At 65.2% G+C, this 22,560-nt stretch carries 17 protein-coding genes, 1 tRNA gene and 1 pseudogene; 14 read left to right on the top strand and 5 right to left on the bottom strand.

Annotated elements, in window-relative coordinates; translation table 11 throughout:
• The first annotated feature begins 80 nt into the window (after positions 1–80).
• The 6 genes from IFR23_RS12210 to IFR23_RS12185 all read left to right on the top strand — a co-directional run bounded on the left by IFR23_RS12210 (position 81) and on the right by IFR23_RS12185 (position 12,889).
• Positions 81–2,279 carry an autotransporter assembly complex protein TamA gene (locus IFR23_RS12210; RefSeq protein WP_342344950.1) on the top strand — a complete coding sequence of 733 codons (2,199 nt, stop codon included), beginning with the start codon at positions 81–83 and terminating at the stop codon, positions 2,277–2,279.
• Positions 2,279–6,520, top strand: coding sequence for a translocation/assembly module TamB domain-containing protein (locus IFR23_RS12205; RefSeq protein ID WP_192976158.1), 4,242 nt, complete (start codon positions 2,279–2,281; stop codon positions 6,518–6,520). The genes IFR23_RS12210 and IFR23_RS12205 overlap by 1 nt, the downstream gene beginning before the upstream one ends.
• 69 nt (positions 6,521–6,589) lie before the next feature.
• Complete coding sequence (locus tag IFR23_RS12200; protein ID WP_192976157.1) at positions 6,590–8,071, top strand: flavin-containing monooxygenase; 1,482 nt, start codon at positions 6,590–6,592, stop codon at positions 8,069–8,071.
• A 723-nt stretch (positions 8,072–8,794) separates the two neighbouring features.
• Entirely contained in the window at positions 8,795–9,955 is a 1,161-nt protein-coding gene (locus IFR23_RS12195; RefSeq protein ID WP_342344949.1) for an EAL domain-containing protein, read from the top strand.
• Between the two features lie 2 nt (positions 9,956–9,957).
• The gene (locus tag IFR23_RS12190; protein ID WP_192976156.1) at positions 9,958–12,432 is read left to right on the top strand and encodes a sensor histidine kinase; all 2,475 of its coding nucleotides are present in this window, start codon (positions 9,958–9,960) and stop codon (positions 12,430–12,432) included.
• A 64-nt stretch (positions 12,433–12,496) separates the two neighbouring features.
• Positions 12,497–12,889, top strand: a complete 393-nt coding sequence (locus IFR23_RS12185; RefSeq protein ID WP_107963580.1) for a response regulator — start codon at positions 12,497–12,499, stop codon at positions 12,887–12,889.
• Here the strand turns inward: IFR23_RS12185 and IFR23_RS12180 are convergent.
• A complete protein-coding gene (locus tag IFR23_RS12180; protein ID WP_244655648.1) occupies positions 12,886–13,776 on the bottom strand; it encodes a class I SAM-dependent methyltransferase in 891 nt (296 codons plus the stop codon). The genes IFR23_RS12185 and IFR23_RS12180 overlap by 4 nt on opposite strands.
• A 34-nt stretch (positions 13,777–13,810) precedes the next feature.
• Between IFR23_RS12180 and IFR23_RS12175 the strand changes: the two genes are divergently transcribed.
• Genes IFR23_RS12175 through IFR23_RS12160 form a run of 4 tightly spaced genes read left to right on the top strand, consistent with a single transcriptional unit; the run spans position 13,811 to position 16,077 of the window.
• Entirely contained in the window at positions 13,811–14,536 is a 726-nt protein-coding gene (locus IFR23_RS12175; RefSeq protein WP_192976154.1) for a double zinc ribbon domain-containing protein, read from the top strand.
• Positions 14,537–14,567: 31 nt separating this feature from the next.
• A complete protein-coding gene (gene grxC, locus IFR23_RS12170) occupies positions 14,568–14,822 on the top strand; it encodes a glutaredoxin 3 (protein ID WP_056063132.1) in 255 nt (84 codons plus the stop codon).
• Positions 14,822–15,649 (top strand): carbon-nitrogen hydrolase family protein, encoded by an 828-nt coding sequence (locus tag IFR23_RS12165; RefSeq protein WP_192976153.1) that lies wholly within the window; start codon positions 14,822–14,824, stop codon positions 15,647–15,649. Before grxC ends, IFR23_RS12165 begins: the two co-directional genes overlap by 1 nt.
• The gene (locus IFR23_RS12160) at positions 15,646–16,077 is read left to right on the top strand and encodes a DUF1178 family protein (protein WP_192976152.1); all 432 of its coding nucleotides are present in this window, start codon (positions 15,646–15,648) and stop codon (positions 16,075–16,077) included. The genes IFR23_RS12165 and IFR23_RS12160 overlap by 4 nt, the downstream gene beginning before the upstream one ends.
• A gap of 31 nt (positions 16,078–16,108) precedes the next feature.
• Here IFR23_RS12160 and IFR23_RS12155 read toward each other — a convergent pair.
• A tRNA-Ser gene (locus tag IFR23_RS12155) sits at positions 16,109–16,198 on the bottom strand.
• Between the two features lie 142 nt (positions 16,199–16,340).
• Here IFR23_RS12155 and IFR23_RS12150 point away from each other — a divergent pair.
• Complete coding sequence (locus tag IFR23_RS12150; protein ID WP_192976151.1) at positions 16,341–16,607, top strand: hypothetical protein; 267 nt, start codon at positions 16,341–16,343, stop codon at positions 16,605–16,607.
• An 8-nt stretch (positions 16,608–16,615) separates the two neighbouring features.
• Here IFR23_RS12150 and IFR23_RS12145 read toward each other — a convergent pair whose 3' ends face one another.
• Positions 16,616–16,768, bottom strand: coding sequence for a hypothetical protein (locus tag IFR23_RS12145; RefSeq protein WP_156348872.1), 153 nt, complete (start codon positions 16,766–16,768; stop codon positions 16,616–16,618).
• A gap of 92 nt (positions 16,769–16,860) precedes the next feature.
• Here IFR23_RS12145 and IFR23_RS12140 point away from each other — a divergent pair, with 92 nt between their 5' ends.
• From IFR23_RS12140 to IFR23_RS12130, 3 genes are read left to right on the top strand one after another with little or no spacing between them, the layout of a single operon-like run.
• Positions 16,861–18,057 carry an acyl-CoA dehydrogenase gene (locus tag IFR23_RS12140; RefSeq protein WP_192976150.1) on the top strand — a complete coding sequence of 399 codons (1,197 nt, stop codon included), beginning with the start codon at positions 16,861–16,863 and terminating at the stop codon, positions 18,055–18,057.
• On the top strand, positions 18,048–18,800 hold the full coding sequence (locus IFR23_RS12135) for a PIG-L family deacetylase (protein ID WP_192976149.1): 753 nt from the start codon (positions 18,048–18,050) through the stop codon (positions 18,798–18,800). The genes IFR23_RS12140 and IFR23_RS12135 overlap by 10 nt, the downstream gene beginning before the upstream one ends.
• On the top strand, positions 18,790–19,380 hold the full coding sequence (locus IFR23_RS12130; protein WP_192976148.1) for an SAM-dependent methyltransferase: 591 nt from the start codon (positions 18,790–18,792) through the stop codon (positions 19,378–19,380). The genes IFR23_RS12135 and IFR23_RS12130 overlap by 11 nt, the downstream gene beginning before the upstream one ends.
• A 510-nt stretch (positions 19,381–19,890) precedes the next feature.
• On the opposite strand, the pseudogene IFR23_RS20440 reads toward IFR23_RS12130, so the two are convergent.
• Positions 19,891–20,256, bottom strand: a pseudogene (locus IFR23_RS20440) (glycosyltransferase); the annotation flags it as partial.
• Between the two features lie 47 nt (positions 20,257–20,303).
• Complete coding sequence (locus IFR23_RS12125) at positions 20,304–22,451, bottom strand: catalase (RefSeq protein WP_192976147.1); 2,148 nt, start codon at positions 22,449–22,451, stop codon at positions 20,304–20,306.
• Between the last annotated feature and the right edge of the window lie 109 nt (positions 22,452–22,560).

Here is a 22,560-nt window from a genome sequence, read left to right as displayed (position 1 = left end):
AAACCAAGCCGTCCTATGTGCGTTACGTGGACGAAGATGGGGGTGAATCGAGCACGATCGCTGCCTGTAAAGGGGATCGTGTGACAGCTTCTAACAGCCGGCATCATTGGCTCGCTCTGGCGTTGGTAGCGTCGACAACGGGATTCGCGGGCGTCGGTTCCGCGCAGTTGGTGAAGCCGGGCACCGCCCCGGCCAAGGGTCCCGATGCGCCCAAGCCAAGCGATCAGCGGCAGTCGAACGATCCGCGTTCCGATGCGCCGATCGTGCCGGACGCCGAGTTCGACAGCGCCTTGCCGCCGTTGAGCGGCGACCTGAACGCGCCATTGGAAGCGATGGCGCCGCTGCCTGCTCCCACGACCCAGGCACCCGCGACACCTGCCACCGCGACGACTCCCGCGACCACGCTGGCCGGCGACGTCCTGCCCCCCACCGGCCCTAGCGATCCGCAACTCGCGCAACCGCTGACGCCGCTGTTGAGCTTCGACACGACCCCGCTCCAGACCGCGGCGGATATCAAGGACAAGGACGCGCCCGACATCCGGTACGAGACCGCGACCAAGGGGCTCGACAAAGCGGGCGACGGGCTCGAAGGCGAATACAAGGCGCTGTCCGCGCTCGCCGAGGGCAAGGGCAAGGCGGCGAACGCCACGCAGGTCGCGGCGCGCGCGCGTGAGGACGAGGCGCTGGCGGTACGGCTGCTGAAGTCGCTCGGCTATTACGATGCGACCGCGATCTCGACGATCGAGACGATCCCCGACGCCGACAAGACCAAGCCCGCGCGGCTGAAGGCGACGGTCAGCGCGCAACCCGGCCGGCTGTATTCGCTGTCGTCGATCACCGTGAAGGCGGACGCGACGACGCCCCCCGATCTCGTCCGCACGCAATTGCCGCTGAAGGTAGGCGATCCGATCGAGGCCGCACGCATTCAGGGCGCGGAGGCGAACGTCAGCCTGACGCTGCCGCAGCAGGGCTATCCGTTCGTCAAGGTCGGCGAGCGCGACATCCTGCTCGACGATCAGACCCCGACCGGCGCGTACACGCTGCCCGTCGATACCGGCCCGCGCTCGTCGTTCGGGCAGCTTCGCACCGAGGGCGATCCGGTCTTCAATCTGGAGCATTTGAACCTGTTCCCGCGATTCAAGTCGGGCGAACTCTACGACAACCGGATGACCGACGACTTGCGCGATGCGCTGGTCGCGACGTCGCTGTTCTCGACGGTGTCGGTCGAGCCGGTCCGCACCGGGACGATCAACCCTGACGGCACCGAGCAGGTCGACCTGCTGGTCCGCCAGAGCGAGGGCAAGCCGCGCTCGCTCGGTGGCAATGTCGGGTTCTCGACCGGGCAGGGCTTCCGCGCGGAAGGCACGTGGCAGCACCGCAACTTGTTCCCGTACGAGGGCGCGCTGATCGGATCGGTGATCGCCGGTACGCAGGAGCAGGGCGTGTCGGGCACGTTCCGCCGCGCCAATGCAGGCCGCCGCGACCGCACGTTCAGCCTGACCGCGGGCGCGAACCATTCGAACTACGATGCCTATGACGCGTTCACGACCAGCGTCGGCGTCCGCTGGAGCTACGACTCGACGCCGATCTGGCAGAAGCCGCTGACCTATTATTACGGCGGCGAACTCGTCGGCACGAACGAGAGCGTCTATGATTTCGGGCAGGGCAGGAACGTCCGGCGCACCTACGGTATCGTCGCGCTGCCGGGCCAGGTGAAGTTCGATCGCTCGGACAGCCTGCTCAACCCGACCAAGGGCTATCGCCTGACGCTGAACCTCAGCCCCGAAACGTCGGTGCAGGGGTCGGTGAAGCCTTACATCCGGACGATGATCGAGGGGACGTTCTACTACCCCGTCTCCAGCAGCATCGTCATCGCCGGGCGTGCCAAGGCCGGCTCGATCCAGGGCGTCTCCCGTGATGACCTTGCGCCATCGCGGCGCTATTACGGCGGCGGCGGCGGATCGGTGCGCGGCTATGGATACCAGCGGCTCGGGCCGTTCGATCCCAACGGCGATCCGGTCGGCGGGCGCTCGCTCAACGAATTCGCGCTCGAGGCCCGCTACCGGTTCGGCGATTTCGGCATCGTGCCGTTCATCGATGCGGGCAACAGCTATGAGAGCAGCACGCCGAACCTGTCGTCGTTGCGCTACGGCGCGGGCATCGGCGGGCGCTTCTATACCAGCTTCGGCCCGATGCGTTTCGATGTCGCGACGCCGCTGAACCCACGCGAGGGCGACGGCAAGATCGCCCTCTACATTTCGATCGGGCAGGCATTCTGATGGCCGAAAACGGCACTCCGCACGTCGAGAAGACGCACGAAATGATCGTCGTGGAGCGGCGCCCGCTGTGGCAGCGCATCCTGAAATGGCTGGCGATCCTCGTCGTCGGCTTGGTCGCGCTCGTGCTGATCGTGCTGTTCGGAATCAACACCGATCCGGGCCGGCGCCTCGTCGCGGATCAGATCGGCGGCTACACCACCGCATCCGGCCTGAACATCAAGGTCGGCCGGATCGACGGCTCGATCTACGGCGCGATGACGCTCAGCGACGTGCGTGTGTCCGATCCCAAGGGCGTGTTCCTGACCAGCCCGAAGCTCGCCGTCGACTGGCGCCCGTTCGCGTTCGCCAAGAACCATGTCGATGTGCGTTCGCTGACCACGCCGCTGGTCACGTTGCAGCGCCGCCCGGTGCTCAACGCGACGCCGACGGATCCGAACGCGCCGCTACTTCCCGATCTCGACATCGACGTAAATCGTCTGGCGATCGATCGTTTCCTGATCGCCAAGCCGGTCACCGGCCAGACGCATATCGTCAAGATCAACGGTGCGGTCCACATCGCCGACAAGCGTGCGCAGCTGACCACCAACGCGACCGCGCTGACCGGCCCCGGCATCGCCGGTGGCGACCGCCTCGTGCTGAAGCTCGACGCGGTACCCGAGCAGAACAAGCTCGACGTCAACGTGAAGCTGACCGCACCGGTCGGCGGCGTCGTCTCGACGATGGGGTCGTTCAAGGCGCCGTTGACCGCGACCGTCGATGGCCGCGGCAGCTGGGCCTCGTGGCAGGGTCGCGCGGTCGCGACGCTCGGCGGCGGGCAACTCGCCAATCTCGGCCTGACCGCCAAGAACGGTCATATCGAAGTCCGCGGTTCGACGCGGCCCGGCCTGTATCTGGAAGGTCCGGTCGAGCGGCTGACGGCGCCGCAGCTCGACGTGGCGATCGATACCACGCTCAACGACCGCAAGGCCGACACGCGGATGACGCTGAAGTCGGACGCGCTCGCGGTCGACGCCGGTGGCTTGATCGATCTCGCGAACAGCCGGTTCGGCAATTTCGCGGTCAACGCGAAGCTGCTGACGCCCGGCGCGATCCTGCCGAACCTGCGCGGTCGTGATGTCACGGCACGCGTCGTGCTCGACGGTGCGTTCGCGACGCCGACGGTCGACTACAAGGTCCGCGCGGCTACGATCGCGTTTGGCGACATGGGCGTCGAGAACCTCTACGCCGAGGGTCTCGCACGCGTTAACTCGGACCGTATCCTCGTGCCGATCAAGGCGCGCGCGCGTCGCGTGACGGGGCTCAATGCCGCCGTCGGCGGTCTCGCTACCAACGTTGCGATCGACGGCGACTTTGCGATCTCGGGCGTCAATGTCCTTTCCGACAACCTCAAGATCCGCTCGGACAAGATCGACGCGACCGCGGTGGTCGTCGCGAACATGGCGACCGGCCGCTACACCGGCGCGCTCAAGGGGCGGATCAACAACTACCGCATCGATGGGATCGGCATCGTCAACCTGACGACCGACGCCAAGCTGGTGCCGGGACCCAAGGGCGGCTTCGGGATCACCGGCCGTGTCGTCGCGCAGACCTCGCAGATCTTCAACGAGGGCGCGCGCAGCTTCCTCGGCGGCAACGCGATCGTCCGCTCGGACATCGGCTACAGCCCTGAAGGCATCGTCACCTTCCGCAATCTCCGGATGAACGCGCCACAGTTCCGCGTGACGCGCGGCGAGGGCCGGTTCGATCCGGCCACCGGCGCGGTGTTGGTGAATGCCGATGCGTATTCGAGCGCCTATGGCCCATTGTCCGCCCGCGTGACGGGCAGCGCGACGGCTCTTGTCGTCGTCCTGCGTGCACCGCGTCCGGGTGTCGGCGTCGGCTTGGTCAACCTCAACGCGCGGATCGTCGGTCGTGGGGGCGCCTATGCCGTCACCGCGAGCGGCGGCACCAACTACGGGCCGTTCACCGCCGACGTGCTGGTCAAGCCGGGCACGCAACTCGCGGTCGACGTGCGCCGAGTGGTGTTCGCCGGGATCGTCGGCAGCGGCCGGATCGTGCAGACCGCGGCCGGCCCGTTCGCGGGCGCGCTCCAGTTCGCCGGGCAAGGCCTGTCGGGCAACGTGCGCCTCGCCAACCAGGGCGGGTATCAACGCGCCGACGTCGCAGCCCGTGCCAACGGCGCCAAGATTCCCGGCATGGTCGATTTCACCATCGGCCGCGCGATAGTCAACGCCACCGCGGTGCTGACGCCGACGCCACAGATCGTCGCCGACGCACAGGTCGCAGACATGCGCTACGGTGCGATCGTCCTCTCGGCGGCACGTGCGAAGGTGAACTATGTCGGCGGCAACGGCAACGCGCAGGCGCTGCTGACCGGCTCGAACGGCGTTCCCTTCCGCCTCGCCGTCAACGCCAAGCTCAGCCCCAACAATTACCTCGTCGCTGCACAGGGCCAGGCCAACGGCATCGACTTCCGCACCGTCAACCCGGCGCGCATCCAGGCGGTGAAGGGTGAATATCGCCTGTCGCCGACTCGGATCGACTTCGGTGGTGCAGGCGGCGGCTCGGCGCGTCTGGCTGGCAGCTACGGCCGCGGCACGAACGCGCAGGTCCGGCTCGATCGCCTTGACCTGTCGACGCTCTCCGCACTGGTCCCCAACCTCGGTATCGGCGGCAAGGCGACCGGCAGCCTCGACTTCTCGCAGGCGAATTCGGCCGCGCTGCCAACCGCCGACGCACGCGTGACCGTCACCAACTTCACCCGCTCGGGTCTCGCTGCCGTCTCCGATCCCGTCGACATCGTGTTCGCCGGGACGCTCGGCGGCGACGGCGCGACCGGTCGTGCGCTGGTGCGTCGCGGGACGTCGGTGATCGGCCGCATGGTCGCGAACCTGCGGCCGCTTCCGGCGGGCAATGGCTCGTGGAGCACGCGCCTGATGGCCGCGCCGCTTTCGGGCGGGATTCGCTATAACGGCCCTTCGGCAGTGCTGTTCAGCTTTGCCGCGATCCCGAACCAACAGCTGTCGGGGCCGATCGCGGTCGCCGCCGACTTCTCAGGACGCCTGTCCGCGCCGCAGCTGAACGGCGTCGTCCGCGCCGATAACCTGACCTACGACAACGAGACCTATGGCACGCGTCTGTCGCAGATGCGGATCGCCGGGCGGTTCTCGAACACCGATCTGCAACTGACGAAGCTGACCGCCAAGGCCGGCGACGGCACAGTGCAGGCACAGGGCACGATCGGGTTCGCGGCGGACAGCGGCTTCCCGATCGACATCCGCGCGACGCTGAACAATGCGCAGCTCGCCAAGAGCGATGCGATCAGCGCGACCACGACGGGCACGGTCCACCTCACCAACGGGCGCAACGGTGGCCTGATCCAGGGCGATCTCCAGATCCCCGAGGCACGCTACCAGATCATTCGCCAGGGCCAGGCCGAGGTTCCGGAACTGACCGGTGTCCGCCGCAAGAGCGACATCCGGACTCCGGTCTCGACCGATCGCTCGGACGTGCCGGCGATCGGCAAGTTCAAGCTCGACCTTCGCGTTCGTGCGCCGAACCAGCTGTTCGTCTCGGGCATGGGCCTCGAATCCGAATGGGAGATGGACATGCACATCGGCGGCACGTCCGCCGCGCCGATCGTCACCGGCGGCATGGACGTGGTCCGCGGCACCTACTCGTTCTCGGGCAAGCGGTTCGAGGTCAACAAGGGCCAAATCCGCTTCCGTGGCGGTGCGCTGACCGATCCGGATATCAACATCCAGGCGACCACCACGACCAGCGACATCACCGTCGTCATCAACGTCACCGGGACCGGCCAGAAGCCGCAGATCGCGTTCACGTCGACGCCGGTCCTGCCGCAGGACGAAGTGCTCAGCCGCCTGTTGTTCGGATCGAGCCCGGCCAATCTGTCCGCGACCGAGGCGATCCAGCTGGCCTCCGCACTGAACTCGCTGCGCGGGTCGGGCGGCGGCGGTCTGAACCCGCTCGGCAAGCTTCGCTCGGCGACCGGATTCGACCGGTTGCGCGTGCTCGGTGCCGATCAGGCGACCGGGCGTGGCACCAGCCTCGCGGCCGGCAAGTACATCACGAAGAACATCTATGTGGAGATCGTGACCGACGCGAAGGGCTTCACCTCGACGCAGCTCGAGATCGCGCTGACCAAGGCGCTCAGCCTGTTGTCGGCCGCGGGATCGAGCGGCGGGCAGAGCGCGAGCGTGAAATATACGAAGGACTATTGAGTAAAGATCACAACAGGATAGGTTCGGTTATGAAACCTACGGCGTAACGCCGGGGCGTGAGGATGCAGCATGACCGAACATGTCGACGTGATCGTAGTGGGCGCCGGCATTTCCGGGATCGGCACCGGCTACCACCTCCAGACGCGCTGCCCCGACCGGACCTACATGATCCTCGAGGGGCGGCAGTCGATGGGCGGGACGTGGGACCTGTTCCGTTATCCCGGCATCCGCTCCGACTCGGACATGCACACGCTGGGATTCGTCTTCCACCCCTGGACGGCGGCCAAATCGATCGCCGACGGCCCCTCGATCCGCGCCTATGTCGAGGAAACGGCGCAGGCTTACGGCATCGACTGCAAGATCCGCTACGGCCACCACGTGAAGTCGGCCGCGTGGTCCACCGAGGATGCCTGCTGGACCGTCGAAGCTACGGGCCCCGATGGTCCGGTGACGCTGACGTGCAACTTCCTCTCGATGTGCGCAGGCTATTACAATTACGCGAAGGCCTATTCGCCCGAGTTCGAGGGAGCGGACAGCTTTGCCGGGCAGATCGTCCACCCGCAATTCTGGCCCGAGGACCTCGACTATAGCGGCAAGCGAGTCGTCGTGATCGGCAGCGGCGCGACGGCGGTGACGCTGGTGCCGTCGATGGCGAAGACCGCGGCGCACGTGACGATGCTCCAGCGTTCGCCGACTTACATCGTCGCGCGGCCCGGCGAGGACGGCGTGGCGAACTGGCTGCGTGGCAAACTGCCGGCGAGGGCCGCATACGGCATTACGCGGTGGAAGAACGTGCTGATGGGGATGTTCTTCTACCGCCTCGCGCGGAAGAAGCCGGACAAGGTGAAGGAGCGGATGATCGGCATGGTCCGCGATCAGCTAGGCCCCGACTACGACGTCGCGACTCATTTCACTCCGCGCTACAACCCGTGGGACCAGCGTGTCTGCCTCGTGCCCGACGGAGACCTTTTCACCGCGATCAACGCCGGCACTGCCTCGATCGTCACCGACACGATCGCGCGGATCACGCCCGAGGGTATTCGGCTCGATTCGGGGAAGGACCTGCCCGCCGACGTGATCGTCACCGCGACGGGGCTCGAACTGCAACTGATGAGCGGCGTCGCGTTCAGCCTCGACGGCAAGCCGATCGAACTCGCCGGGCGACTCCAGTACAAGGGCATGATGTTCGACGGCGTGCCCAACCTGTCCTCGACTTTCGGCTACACCAACGCATCCTGGACGCTGAAGGCCGATTTGACGGCGATCTACATGTGCCGGTTGCTCAACACGATGAAGAAGCGCGGATTGCGTGAGGCTACGCCGCATAACGACGACCCGACGATGAAGAGCGAGTCGTTCCTCGACTTCACCTCCGGCTACGTACAGCGCGCCGCGGCTGCGCTGCCGACTCAAGGTGAGCGCAAGCCCTGGAAGTTGAACCAGAATTACGCGTTGGATATCCTGGCGCTCAAGTTCGGATCGATCGACGACGCCATGCGGTTCTCGAACCCCGTGCGTCTTGAAACTCGACATCCGGTGGGGGCAGGCTGACCTAGCCGCCAGCGTCTCAACATTATCGCGTAAGCGGTTCCGAGTCTGCGTCGACTGAAAATCTATTGTCGGCCGCAGCGCGACGACTTCCATAATCACGAGAGTGACGCGTCATCAAAATATTATGTTAAGACTTTTCATCTAACATAGATCAATAGGGAAGGAGAGGCCTAGTACATCGAGCCGTTTGTCGGGAATGACCGCTCTAAATTTCAGACACTACTGACGATCAGCAATGCCATCATCCCTGAAGTGTCGGCCCGACTACCGAAACCCGCTCTTATTCAGCGGATTAGCGATCTTCGGGCCGACGAAACACATTCACCAGGGGCGAATGCCGTCGTAGATGAACGAGATGATGAGCTTCAGCATTTTTATGCTCCCTTATTGACACCCTATTGGGCGCCTCCACTTCATATCGGTTAACAGGTCATTAAACAATATCGTTTGTAATCCGTTAACCATCTTCGCGCGTGCTCCTGGATTACGCATTTAAGGGTATGTTTATGCGTTGCGGATACCTCGGTACGCATGAGGGAAATATCGCACGCGCAGTTCGAGCATGGCACGGCACGAGGTGGTCGGGGACCGATCGACCCGGGTTCGCTTACGGCATCGTCGCGCGATGCTATTTCCCAATTGTCTCAAACGGGCTGGCGCTTTCTGATTCTCGCGGAGATCGCCAATTTCGGCGTTCTGCGACGTCATCTCGGCCGACCAAGAGTGGATTCGCTAATCGTCGATGTGGCTGCGCGCATCAGCGAAGCGCTGCCTGATGCCAGAGTCGTGATAGCAGGCCGCGATGTTGCCGAAGTCGCTTTCGAATGCGAGGCACGGCTGGCGTTGGACGTGTCGATCGCGGCTTTGGAGGTGGCGTTCGAACGGGCGTTCGATATCGACGGCGAATCGCATACGATTCAGATTCGCCTCGGTGGTGCCGCGGCGGCGGGGCATCGCGACGAAGTTCATCTGATCGAGGAGGCAGAATTCGCGCTGTCCGAGGCGCGGACCGAGCGTTCGCCGATCGCGCGGGACGCGACGGGCAATACTGCCGCGATCGATCGCGCCGAACTTGCGGAAGATCTGACGAAGGCGATCGAGAGAGAGGAACTGTTCCTCCAGTATCAGCCCAAGGTTCACCTTCGGCGCCAGGAGATTACCAGCGTCGAGGCGCTGGTTCGGTGGAACCATCCGACGCGCGGACTGGTGTTGCCCGGCGATTTTATTCCGCTGGCCGAGGAGTCGCGAGATATCGTCGCGCTGACGCTCTGGACCATTCGGCAGTCGATCAAGGATCAGAAGACGCTCGCCGACCATGGCCACGACCTGCGGATATTCATCAACATCGCAGGCGTCCTGCTGGCCGACACGTGCTTCGTCCGCCGCGCCTGCGCGTTGGTCGAGGCCAGCGGCGCGCGTCTTGGGTTCGAGATTACCGAGACATCGGTCATCCGCGATCCGGACAGTGCGATCGCCAATCTGAAGGTCTTCGCCGAGATCGGCATCGTCATCGCTATCGACGATTACGGCGCCGGGTTGTCATCGCTCGCGTATCTCAAGCAACTGCCGGCACGCGAGTTGAAGATCGACAAGCTGTTCGTGACGCAATTGACGAGCTCGAACCGCGACCCGCTGATCGTACGATCGACGATCGATCTCGCGCACGCACTCGAGATGGAAGTGGTCGCCGAGGGGGTGGAAACACAGGCGGCGATGGCGCTGCTGTCCGTGATGGGGTGCGATATGATCCAGGGCTTCCTCATCAGCCGCCCGATCAACCTCGATGCGCTCATCCACTTCATGGAAGACGGAAAGTATCAAGCCATGGCCGCGGATCTGCGGGCACCGTTCAGTCGGTTGGCGACCGTCTGGAAGCGTGGCTGACGATGGTTATCGGCCGGTTGTTCGCCACGCTCGCCATGCTGGCGTTTGCAGCGGGCGGGTATGCTGGCGCCGTCGACGCGCAATCTGCGGCCCAACCGACCGCCACCAGCAAGTATGAATCGGCGGTTGCCGACGCGAAAGCGGCGATGCTCATCGATCCCAATGCCGCGTTGACCAAGAGCATCGTGGCGGAACGCTATAGTGCTACGATCCCAGGAGCGACCAGGCGCGGGATAGCGGTTGCGACGGCCCGCTGGCTGCAAGGGGAAGCACGCCTTCGGACGAATGATTCGGATGGCGCCGACGTGCCAATCAGGCAGGCCGCCGCAACTGTAGGTCGGCTCGAGCCAAGGTCGAAACTTCAAGCCGATGTCCTGTTGTCGCTAGGCTGGCTGGACAGTAATCAGGGCAGGGTTGGCAACTCGCTTCTCGATTATCAACGGGCATTCGAAATCTACCGCGCGCTGCGCGACCCTCGTGGTCAGGCGAGAGCGTTGGTGTTCATAGCGTTGCTCTATACGCAGGCCATGGACCAGGAAACTGCGGTCAAATATTACGAGCAGGCGCTGGATATATACAAATCAGACGTAAACATGTCGGTCTCGATCTATAACAATCGAGGATTGTCGTTCGCTCAGGCGCATCAATATACCCAGGCCGGACAGCAGATGAGAATGGCTTTGGCGTTGGCAAAGCAACTCGACAGCCGGAACCTTCTCCAGCAGATCTACATCAACCTTGCGCGGGTCGAACTCGAAATCGGCAATCTGGAGCAGGCGGATCATGCGATTGCCGAGGCCCGCAAGGTTGCCGATCCCCAAGATGCCAGCCTGACGGTCCGATTGGTTGCGACTGCCGCACAATCCGCTCTGCAGCACCATGACTTGGCGCGTGCGCGATCGCTGCTGGACTCGGTGCTGCCCACCATCAACACGAAAACGACGGGCAGTTCTTTTAGAGATGTCCACCAGACGGCGTATGACGTGTTTCTCGCGACGGGTGACGTCAAGTCAGCGTTGCTCCATCTGCAGGCGCTCAAGCGGCTCGATGATGACGCAACGAAGCTCGCAACGACGACGCAGATTGCGTTGATGGGCGCTCGGTTCGATTTCGCTAACCAGAAGTTGAAGATCAGCCAGCTCAAGGCAACCGAACTTCAGCGCAGCATCGCCTTCGAGCGCGCGCGTGCGCAGACCGAGCGTTATGTCTTCATCGGCGCGGCTCTGGCGGTCGCCGTCGTCATCGGGCTCCTGGCGATCGGCCTTTTCACGATCCGCCGCAGTCGCGATCAGGTTCGCGCCGCAAACGACGATCTGGCGGTGACGAATGGAGCTCTTGGGAAGGCTCTCGCCGCCAAGACGGAGTTTCTCGCGACCACCAGCCACGAAATCCGGACGCCGTTGAACGGGATCCTAGGCATGACCCAAGTGATGCTCGCCGATCCGAAACTTGCGCCGGACATGCGTGACCGGATTGGCGTGGTCTACGGGGCGGGCGTGACGATGCGCGCGCTGGTCAACGACATCCTCGACGTCGCCAAGATGGAGACGGGCAACCTGACGATCGAAGCGGTGCCGTTCGACATCTGCGCGACCGTGACCGACGCGACGCGGATGTGGGAGGAGCAGGCGCGCGCCAAGGGCTTGTCGTTCGTGGTCGATCTCGGGGGCTGTCCGGCGATGATCGTGGGCGATGCCGTCCGGGTGCGCCAGATCGTCTTCAACCTCCTTTCCAATGCGCTCAAGTTCACCAAGTCAGGAAAGGTCGCTCTGAAGATCGACGTCGGCGATGACGACCAGTTGCGGGTTGCCGTGTCCGATTCGGGCATCGGCATCGCGGCGGAGAAGTACGAAGAGATATTCGAATCGTTTCGCCAGGCGGATGCCGGCACGACACGACAGTTCGGGGGAACCGGTCTCGGTCTTTCGATCTGCCGCAATCTCGCACGCGCGATGGGCGGCGACGTGTCCGTGACCAGCGTGATGGGGGAAGGCGCGACGTTTACGCTCGTCCTGCCATTGGTTCGCGCCGAGCCGACGGCCGAGGTCGCGGTGGCGGCCGATACCTGCCCGGCCACGCTCGTCGTCGACCATAATCCGATCACACGAAGCATGTTCAAGGCGTTGCTGGCGCCGCACGGAAGTCCGGTGGTCTTCGCGACATCGGTCGACGAGGCGGTCGCGCGTCTCGCTGCCGGTGGCGTGGCGCGCGTCCTGATCGATGATGCGACGGTGCGGGTCGGGGGATCGCCGCATGCAGGGTTGTCGAGAGTCGCTCAGGCCGCCGATGCTACGGGTGCTGAGACGACATTGCTCTGGCCGGTGGCAGCCGAGCCGGAACGCGACGAGCTGATGGCGACCGGCGTCACGCGTGTCGTCGCCAAGCCGGTCAGCGGCGGTGCGCTGATCGACGCGATGTTCGCAAGGTCAGTTTCAATAAACAACGTAATTCCCGACCTTGTGCCCCGTGCTGCATGACGCGTAGATGCAGCATCATGACGATCATCTTCTCCCTGCTCGTTGATTTGATACGGACGCGGTCGTGAACGTCCTGTTCATCGAGGATGACCGGATGAATCGGCGTGTTGTCAAAGACATGCTCGATGTCGCGGGCGCCACGATGGTCGAAGCGGAAAGCGCGGAGCGCGGCCTGGAGATCATCGACGAGCAGGAGTTCGCGATCATACTCGTCGATCTTCGCATGCCCGGCATGGATGGCATCACGGCAATCGAGCATATTCGCGCACGGGGCGATGCAAAGGGCCGGGTCCCTATCATCGTCGTGACGGCGGATATCGCGCCCGATTTGCGGACGCGCTGTTTGGCGGCGGGCGCGGACGACGTGATCTTCAAGCCCGTCGCGATGGATGCGCTGTTCGAGGCGATGGGTACGGTTCTCGCGCGCGACGTCGAGGGCGAAGGCATGATCGGCTAGGCTGTCGCGCCCGGTTTGCGCCCCAGGGCGTCGCCGAGCGATGCGGTCGCGCTGCCGCGCCGCGCCGGTTTCGGCTGAGACGGATCCGGCGACCAGCCCGTCAGGAAAGCGATCTGGAATTTCTCATGCGTCCGGCCGCGATCGTCCGCGGCCTCCGCAAAGGCGGCGATCGTCCGTGCGACGGTGCCCGGCGCCAAAGGCTGGCGCTGGGCGAGCACGTTGCTGGCCGCCATCCCGCGCAGATCGCCGAACAGCCGGCCAAGATCGCGATAGCCGACGTCGAGCGTCTCGACATCGGCAACGGGCAAGGCGAATCCTGCACGCATCAGAAGGTCGCCCGCCGATCGCACGTCGATCTGGGGATGGAGCCGTGCGGCGGGGCGATCGCTCTCGGCCACTCGCAGCGCGCTCCGGAGTGCGGGCAGGCTGCCTGCGCCGACGAACGCACCGAGGAACAAGCCGTCGGGACGCAGGACCCGGCGGATCAGGGACAGCGCGCCGGGAAGGTCGTTGACCTGATCGAGAACGCCGGCGCTCACCACCAGATCGAACGAGGCGTCCGTAAACGGCAGGCGATCTTCATCGGCCTGTACGCCGGCGGACCGCGCGGCAAATGCGAACCCAGCGTCGCAGCGGGCTATCCGCGCACCCGGCGCGGCGGCGAACGCGCCGTCGAAACAGCCGAGATCGAGGATGTCGGTGAAATCGCGCGTGACCGCATCGAGCCGTTCGGCAATGCCGTCCAACATCGTCGCGCGCAGGAAATCATGCTCGGCATAATGAGGCGCGGCACGATCGCGACGCAGGCGACGCACGGTGCGATCGAAGATTTCGGGAGCGGTTTCGGACACGGTCGCGCTTGTGACGCGGTCTCGCTTCCACGACAAGGTCCGTGTGGCAACCCAAGGGGGGAGAGGCGGCGTGAGGATACTCGAACCGTTTCGTCTCATCGCCGCGATCGCCCTGCCGCCACGGTGTCCGGGATGCGGTGTGCCCGTCGCCGAGGATCACCGGTTCTGCGCGCCATGCTGGACGAGCCTCCGGTTCCTGGGCCCACCCTGGTGCGCCGGGTGCAACAGGCCGTTCGCGTTCGATCGCGGGGAGGAGGCGCTGTGTGCGCTCTGCCTCGTTACCCCGCCGCGTCATGCCGGAGTCCGTGCCGCCGTCGCTTACGGCCCCGTCGCGCGCGATCTGGCGCTACGCCTGAAATACGGCGGCCGGATCGCGTTCGCCGAGACGATGGCGCGGCAGATGCGGCGATTGCTGCCGGCCGGGATCGACCTGCTGATACCCGTGCCGCTGCATCGCTGGCGGCTCTGGTCGCGCGGCTTCAACCAGGCGGCGCTGATTGCGGATGCCGTCGCCGAACTGTCGGGTGTCGCGCATGATCGCGAGGTCCTGGTCCGAAACCGACGCACCGTGCCGTTGCGCGGGCTTGGCGGGAAGCAGCGTAGCAAGGCGGTCGCAGGCGCGTTCGTCGCCTCGGACAAGGCGCGCGTACGCGGCAGGACGATCGCGCTGGTAGACGACGTCTACACCAGTGGCGCGACTGCCGATGCGTGTACGCGCGTGCTGCTCAACGCAGGCGCGCGGTCCGTCGTCATATTGTGCTGGGCACGCGTCCTTTCGTCCGCCGCCGACGATTGACAAGCGCGGACCGAGATCACATTTCCGCCTCATGGCTAAAGTCGAAATCTACACCAAGGCGTTCTGTCCGTATTGCACGCGCGCGCTGAAGCTCCTCGCATCGAAGGGGGTCGAGCCCGAGCAGTTCGACGTCACGATGGGGGGCCCGAAAAAGGCCGAGATGGTCGAGCGGTCGGGCGGCCGCATGACGATGCCGCAGGTCTTCATCGACGGTAAGCATATCGGCGGATCGGACGATCTGGCCGCGCTCGACGCGAAGGGCGGCCTCGACGCACTCCTCGCCTGATGGCGAAGATCGGCGTCCTCCAGATGACGAGCGGGATCGATCCCGCCGTCAACGCTGCGACGCTGGTCGAAGCGATCCGTGACGCGGGAAAGGCCGGCGCGGCGGTCCTGTTCACGCCTGAAATGTCCGGACTGATCGATCGCGATCGGTCTCGCGGAGCATCCTCCATCGTCGCCGAGGATTCGGATCCTGTGCTCGCTGCCGTGCGGGCCGCGGCCGCCGACGCCGGGATCTTGGTTCACCTGGGCTCGCTTGCCGTGCGGCGGCCCGACGGCAAGTTCGCCAATCGCGGGTTCGTGATCGATGCTGCGGGGGCGATCCGCGCGCGCTACGACAAGATCCATCTGTTCGACGTCGACCTCCCGACCGGCGAAAGCTGGCGCGAGTCCGCCGCGTACGCCGGTGGCGACGCGGCGATCGTCGTCGATACGCCGGCGGGACGCCTCGGTCCGTCGATCTGCTACGATGTGCGGTTCGCGGACCTTTATCGTGCGCTCAGCGATGCAGGCGCGACGATCCTCTCGGTTCCGGCTGCGTTCACACGCCCGACCGGGGCGGCGCATTGGCATATCCTGCTGCGCGCGCGGGCGATTGAGGCGGGCGCATACGTCGTCGCAGCCGCGCAGACGGGCATTCATGCGGACGGACGCGAGACCTATGGGCATTCGCTGGTCGTCGATCCGTGGGGCGACGTGATCCTCGACATGGGCGAGACGGCCGGGCTCGCCTTCGCCGAGATCGACCCCGCTCGCGTAGAGCAGGTCCGGTCTCGCATTCCGGTTATCGCCCATCGGCGTGCGATCCCCGCCGTTACGACCCTGTCGTGATCGTCTTCGACCTCAAATGCGGCGGCGGGCACGTGTTCGAGGCATGGTTCGGATCGAGCGACGCGTATGAAAGCCAGCGCAAGGCGGGGCAGGTGCAATGCCCGGTCTGCAACGATGGCGATGTCACCAAAGCGGTCATGGCGCCCGCGATTCCGGCGAAGAGCAACTCCAAGCCCTCTCCGCCGAGCCCGGAGACGTTGAAGGCCGCGATGAAGATGCTTGCGGCGCGACAGGCAAAAGCGCTCGAATCATCGGAATGGGTGGGCACCGCCTTCGCCGACCGCGCCCGCGCGATGCATCTCGGCGAGGAGAAGCAGGCGACGATCCACGGTCAGGCCAGTCTCGCCGAAGCGAAGGCACTGGTCGAAGAGGGCGTGCCGGTCGCGCCGCTGCCGCTACCCGTCGTTCCGCCCGAAAAGACCAACTGAGCCGCGTTAGGGCCCGAGTTCAGTCTGCGTATGGCGGAAGAGGTGGGATTCGAACCCACGGATGAGTTACCCCATCGCTGGTTTTCAAGACCAGTTCCTTAAACCACTCGGACACTCTTCCACGCCGTGACCCGGCGAGCCGGGAGGACGGCGTCTAAGCGGAGAGCGTCGCGATCGCAACCACCGCGATGTGTCGATCTGGCATGGGGGCGCAGGCGCGCGTGCGATTGCGCAGGAGGCGGAGCGTCGGCTAGGCGCGGTCCATGGACCTCGACGCGATCTCGCAGCATTTCTTCGGCACGACCGACATCGATACGCTCAGCCCCGAGGCGCTGGAGGCGGGACGCGAGCGCGTGTCTATCGCGTTCGGCACCGAGCGGGAGGCGGGGCGACGGTTTGCGCTCTGGGCGGTTCTGCGTGCGACCGGTGTCGCGCCCGCGCCGCATGTCGCGTTCAAGGATGCGCGCGAGATCCGTGCCGCCGAAGCCTATGCCGCGGCGATCGGTTTCGCCGAACGATCCGACGACTGAAGCGATGATCAGGCGGCGCGGCGATCCAGCAGCGCGCGGTCGATCCTGCGGATGAGGTCGGCGATCTGCGGCCGATCATAGCTCGCGGTCAGATCGTGATGGCTCGGCGACGCGCACATCCGCTTGCCGACCAGCGCGAAGATATCCTGTTTATGTGCCATCGATCTGCTTCCCTTCCGATTGCGCCGTTATGCCGGGCAAGCGTTAACCAAAGGTTCGGGACGGATTCGGATGCGGTTAACCATTGTCGGCGGTGATTTACGCAACGCTCGTGGCGGTCCGGCGTTCTAGTCGCACAGCGGCCGTATCGCACGGTCCGCAGCGCGCGGGGATCGATCCACTGACCAGACTATCGCCGGCACAATCGCCCGTTCATCCAAAGGGTTGGACCGTCCTGGAAAGCGTTCGCGCGCTCGCGGCGGACTGGGATCGCAGCAACGGCGAAGAATCGTTTCCGGCGGACCGCGTTGCGGCGTTGCACGCTGCGGGTGCGCTTGCCGAATTCATCGACGTATCGACACCGGCACGGACCGATGCGCTGGTCGACGTGTTGCGGGCGATCGGCGGCGCGGACCTGAGTCTTGGCCGCGTATTCGAGGGCCATGTGAATGCGGCCCAACTCGTCTCGGCGTACGGCGACGATGCGCAGCGGGCGGCCTTGGCGGACGATCTCGCAGCCGGTCGCGTGTTCGGCGTCTGGAATACCGAGCCGACCCCCGGCCTGTCGATCCGGCAGTCCGCGCCCGGCCGCTGGGTGCTCGCCGGCCGCAAGAGTTTCGCGACGGGGGCGGGGCATCTCGACCGAATCCTGGTGACCGCGCGTGATGCGACCGGCGGCAAGCAACTCGTGCTCGTGCCGATTGCGGGCGAAACCGCACGCGCCGACAATAGCGGGTGGCAGGTCCGCGGGATGCGCGGGACGTGCAGCGGACTCTTCGATTTCTCCGGCATGCCGATCGGTCCGGAGGGAATGATCGGTGCGTCCGACGTGTACGAGACCGAACCACGGTTCAGTGCCGGTGCGTGGCGGTTCACCGCAGTCCAGCTCGGTGCGATCGAAGCGCTGGTTCGGCATCTGCGCGATCACCTCGTTGCGACCGGCAAGGGCGACGACGCGATCCAGCGCGCGCGGTTCGCCACGTGTCTGACCGAAACGCGCAGTGCAGGTCTATGGGTTCGCCGCGCTGCACATCTCGCGGAGACGCAGGCGGCGGAAGCGATCCCTTTCGTGCTGATGACGCGCGGTATCGTAGAGGAGGCGGGCTTGAAGACGATGGAGGCGGCGGCGCGCTCGGTCGGCACCGCATCGTTCTTCGCGGCCAGCCGGATCGACCGGATCACGCGCGATCTGGGGCTCTACCTGCGCCAGCCGGTCCCGGACCAGGCGCGCGACCGGGCGGCGGCGGCGTGGCTCGAAGATGATTGCTGGGGCGACGATCGGTGGTGGTAGCGCCGGGCGGCAAGGCCTGGAGCAATCTCACGCGGCGCGCACTTCGGATGTCGGCCAGGACTGCGGCGGGGCAGGGGCCCTGGCTTGTGCTGGCGCCGCATCCCGATGACGAGACGCTCGGCTGCGGCGCGTTCATCGCCTCGGTAACTGCGGCCGGCGGCACGGTTCATACTGCGTTCCTGACCGATGGCTCTGGATCGCATCCCGATGCGCCGGGCTGGACTGGAAAACGGATCGCGGGGCTGAGGCGCGGTGAGGCGCAAGCGGCGTTGAGGGCCCTAGGTGGCGAGCAGGACGCGCTCTATCTCGATTGGCCCGACGCGTCGCCGGCGTCGAAGGGCGATCCGCTGTTCGAACGCAGCGTCGATCGACTGGCCGCTTGGTGCAAGGCTCGCGGTGTCCGCCAGATTGCCGTGACATGGTCGGGCGAACCGCATTGCGATCACGAGGCGGCAGCCGCACTCGCCGAGGCGGTGGCGAGCCGCGCGCATTGCCGTCTCTGGCAGTATCTCGTCTGGGGCTGGACCGTCCCCGACCTGACCGAGCGCCTGCGCGGCGCCCGCGTGCTGTCGATCGCCACCGCATTCGGACGTCCCATACAGCGTCGCGCAATGGCGTGCCACCGGAGCCAGCGCGGCGGGCGGATCGTCGGTGCGCGCGAGAACTTCCGGCTGCCCAACGCGATGATGCGGCTGATGGACCGGCCGAACACCCTGTTGCTGGAGACGCGCGATGCGCCGTGAACACTCGATCGAGCCCGAGTATTTCGAGGCGCTCTACAAGGACAAGGGCGACCCCTGGGAGTTCGAGACTAGCCCGTACGAGGCGGCGAAGTATGACGAGACCTTGGCCGCGTTACCGAAGGAGCGGTTCGAGAGCGCGCTGGAAGTCGGCTGCGCGAACGGCGTCCTGACGGCGCGGCTCGGGGCGCGCTGCGGCGCGTTGCTCGCGCTCGACGTGTCGGAAACCGCGGTCGCGGCTGCACGGGCGCGGTGCGCGGACCAGCCGCATATTCGCATCGAGCAGCGCCGACTTCCCGAAGACGCTCCCGCAGGGACGTTTGACCTGATCCTGCTATCGGAGGTGGTCTATTACTGGGACAGCGCCGACATCGTCCGGCTGGCCGCGTATGTCCGCTCGGCGGCGGCGTCAGGCGGGTATGTGATGCTGGTCCACTGGATCGGCGAGACCGACTATCCCAAAAGCGGGGACGACGCCGTTGCCGAACTGCACGCTGCGCTCGGCGACCGGGTTGCGGTGGTTCGCGGCGATCGGCACGAAGCGTATCGGCTCGACCTCTGGCGGCTGGAAGACGCGGGTTAGGCGGATCAGCGTCTGCGCCTCGCGGATCGCCGCGGGCAACGTGGCGAAGCTGAGCTGGTCGCCCGGGTTCGCGGAGGCGGGATTTAGCGCCGCTGTCACTGCATAAGTCTCGTGGAGCGGCGCGTCGACCGGCTGATCGATCCACCGCGCGACCGCGTCCGCCATGCCCCCCGGCGCGCGGCCTGAAATTCTGCAAGACGTGAAGACGCGGACGTCGAGCGGGTGCCGAACCTGTCCGCCATGCGCACGGATCCGATCGAACAGCGCGCGGTCCTCCGCAACGGGTGGGGTAGGGGCGCCACCGATCCGCCGGTACAAAGCGTGCGTCACCGCGATGCTGGCACCACCCTCATAGAAATGGCGTGGCCAGGGATCATGGTCTTCGGTCTCGGCGCGCGCGCGGAGATAATCCAGTGCGGTATAATAGCGCCCGAGCTGATCGAGCCGCCGTCGTGCCGCGGCGCCAAGGCTCGCACGGTCGGACCGAAGCGTCAGCGCGCGACCCGCCACAGCGTCGTTGCCCGCGTCGATATGCGCGACGATCCGCACGATCCAGTCCGCGGAGACGTTCGTGTCCGCATCGGTCGACAGCAGGAGATCGGTGTGATGCGTGAGCAGCGCTGCACCAGCGTCGAGCGCAAGGCGGCGGGCCCAACCGGCGTGACGCGCACCCGGTAAAAGCGAAACGGCCGACCATGCGAGCGTCGCATGCGTCGGCCGCCAGTTCGTCAGGATATCGATCGTGCCATCGGTGCAGTCGTTCGCCATTGCGACGATGACGACCTTGCCGCCGTAGCGCCCCGCCGCACGATCCAAAGCGTCCAGGCAACCAAGCAGATACTGGTCTTCGTTCTTGACCGGAATGGCGATCGCCACCGCACGCTGAGCGTACGGTGGCGACGACCCGGGTTTGAACGAAGCGATCAAGCTGCCTCGGGGTTTTCGAACGCTGGCGCGTCGAGGTCGACGTTCAGTTCGCGGTCCCAGATGCGAAGCTTGCCGAGCGTCTTGAGGAACGCGTCGACATCCCCCTTGTCGCCCAGCGCGATCACGCCGTCGTCCATGTCCTCGTCCTCGATGCCGGCCTTTTCGAGGAACGGCTTCGCCTCGGCGTTGAAGCCAATGAACTTGGCATGCCCGAACGCGTCGCTGACGAAGTCCTTGGCGGTCTTGTCCTTGCCGAGCTTCTTCGCACCGTCCTCCGACACGATGATCGCAACGGCATCGTAGAGCACCGACGGCGCGCCATCGATCTTCTGCTTGCCTTCCGCAAGCGTCCCGTCGTCGAGCGTCGCACCCGCAACCTTCGGCGCGATGATCTCGTACGTGGCCTTCGCCGCGACGATCCCGTCGACCAGAGCCTGTACGATTGCTGCCGGAGCACCGTCCGTGACAAGAATGCCGAGCTTGCGACCTTCGAAGCTGCCGCTGGTGTTCTTCAGGATGCTGAGGGCATCCGAAGCGGGCAGATCGGTACGCGTCTCGACCGCAGCCTTCGCCTTTGGTGGCATCGCCTTGAGCCCGAGACCCGTCGCGACGGTCTTTGCGAGCTTCTCGTCGATGTTGAGCAGATGCCCGACCATCAATTCGCGGATGTCGACGCGCTCGACCTTAGACAGCTCGAACGTCAGCGCATCGCCGATGTGCTTCTGCTCGATCTCGGTCTGGCTGATGAAGAACTGCCGCGCCTGGCTGTAGTGATCGGCAAACGTGGCCGAGCGCACCTGCGCCTTGCGCCCCGTCTCCTGCGACGGGAAGTGCTTGTAGCCCTTCGATGGGCTTTCGCGCGGCGTGCCAGCCCAGCTGTTCGGCTCATAGTTCGCACGACCCTTGCGGGCATGCATCGCCATGTGGCCGTCCTGCTGGTAATTGTTCACCGGGATCTTCGGCGCATTGATCGGGATATGCGTGAAGTTCGGGCTGCCGAGGCGCTTCAGCTGCGTATCGAGATAGGAGAAGTTGCGCCCCTGCAGCAGCGGATCGTTGGTGAAGCCGATCCCCGGCACGACGTTTTGCGTGCAGAACGCGACTTGCTCGGTCTCGGCGAAGAAATTGTCGACCAGGCGATCGAGCTTGAAGCTGCCGATGATGCGGACCGGGATCTGCTCCTCGGGAATAACCTTGGTCGCATCGAGCACGTCGAACTCGAAATTGTCGGCGAACTCGTCGTCGAACAGCTGGACGCCCATGTCCCATTCGGGGAAATTGCCCTGGTCGATCGAATCCCACAGATCGCGACGATGGAAGTCGGGATCGGCGCCGTTGATCTTGACCGCCTCGTTCCACGCGACCGACTGGAGGCCGAGCTTCGGCTTGAAGTGGAACTTGACGTAGGTTCCCTTGCCCTCGGCATTGACGAGGCGGAACGTGTGCACGCCAAAACCCTCCACGAAGCGGAAGCCGCGCGGAATGGTGCGGTCGGACATGATCCACATGACCATGTGCATCGATTCCGGGGTCAGGCTGATAAAGTCCCAGAAATTGTCATGCGCGGTCTGCGCCTGCGGGAAGCCGCGGTCGGGCTCCTGCTTGGCGGCATGGATCAGGTCAGGGAACTTGATCGCGTCCTGGATGAAGAACACCGGTATGTTGTTCCCGACGACATCCCAATTGCCTTCCTTGGTGTAGAACTTCACCGCGAAGCCACGCACGTCGCGCGCCAGATCCGCCGAGCCCTTGTTGCCCGCGACCGTCGAGAAACGCAGGAACATCGGCGTCTGCTCGCCAACTTCGGTCAGGATGCCGGCACTAGTGAATTCCTCCAGGCTCTCAGTGAGCGTGAAAGTGCCGTGCGCGCCGTAGCCGCGGGCGTGGACGACGCGCTCCGGGATACGCTCGTGATCGAAGTGGAAGATCTTCTCGCGGAAGTGGAAATCCTCGAGCAGCGTCGGCCCGCGATCACCGACCTTCAGCGAATTCTGGTCGTCGAATACCGGGATGCCCTGCTGCGTCGTCAGCACGTCGCCGTCACCGCTGGCGACCTGGTGGAGTTCGCCGCCTTCGCCGATCTGCGTCTCAAACTTGGCGCCCTGCGGGGGCGTGCCGGTATCCTTGGCGATGGTCTTGGTCATGTGCCGTCCTCGTAGCTTCTCAGGACCCACAGCGCGCGGGGCGGGCTAAGAGTTGCACCGGAAATGGCGACTTAATGCAGATCAGCAAGATTGCGGGGGGAGGGCGTGA

Source organism: Sphingomonas sp. CFBP 13603, from assembly GCF_014892665.1.
Classification (GTDB): Bacteria; Pseudomonadota; Alphaproteobacteria; order Sphingomonadales; family Sphingomonadaceae; genus Sphingomonas.
This window is presented reverse-complemented; position numbering and strand designations above follow the sequence as displayed.

Bases quoted from the DNA above. Each gene is read 5' to 3' on its own strand.
- IFR23_RS12165 (WP_192976153.1), top strand. From the start codon at position 14,822: ATGGCGAAGATCGGCGTCCTCCAGATGACGAGCGGGATCGATCCCGCC.
- IFR23_RS12130 (WP_192976148.1), top strand. From the start codon at position 18,790: ATGCGCCGTGAACACTCGATCGAGCCCGAGTATTTCGAGGCGCTCTAC.
- IFR23_RS12190 (WP_192976156.1), top strand. From the start codon at position 9,958: ATGGTTATCGGCCGGTTGTTCGCCACGCTCGCCATGCTGGCGTTTGCA.
- IFR23_RS12150 (WP_192976151.1), top strand. From the start codon at position 16,341: ATGGACCTCGACGCGATCTCGCAGCATTTCTTCGGCACGACCGACATC.
- IFR23_RS12200 (WP_192976157.1), top strand. From the start codon at position 6,590: ATGACCGAACATGTCGACGTGATCGTAGTGGGCGCCGGCATTTCCGGG.
- IFR23_RS12145 (WP_156348872.1), bottom strand. From the start codon at position 16,768: ATGGCACATAAACAGGATATCTTCGCGCTGGTCGGCAAGCGGATGTGC.
- grxC (WP_056063132.1), top strand. From the start codon at position 14,568: ATGGCTAAAGTCGAAATCTACACCAAGGCGTTCTGTCCGTATTGCACG.
- IFR23_RS12125 (WP_192976147.1), bottom strand. From the start codon at position 22,451: ATGACCAAGACCATCGCCAAGGATACCGGCACGCCCCCGCAGGGCGCC.
- IFR23_RS12205 (WP_192976158.1), top strand. From the start codon at position 2,279: ATGGCCGAAAACGGCACTCCGCACGTCGAGAAGACGCACGAAATGATC.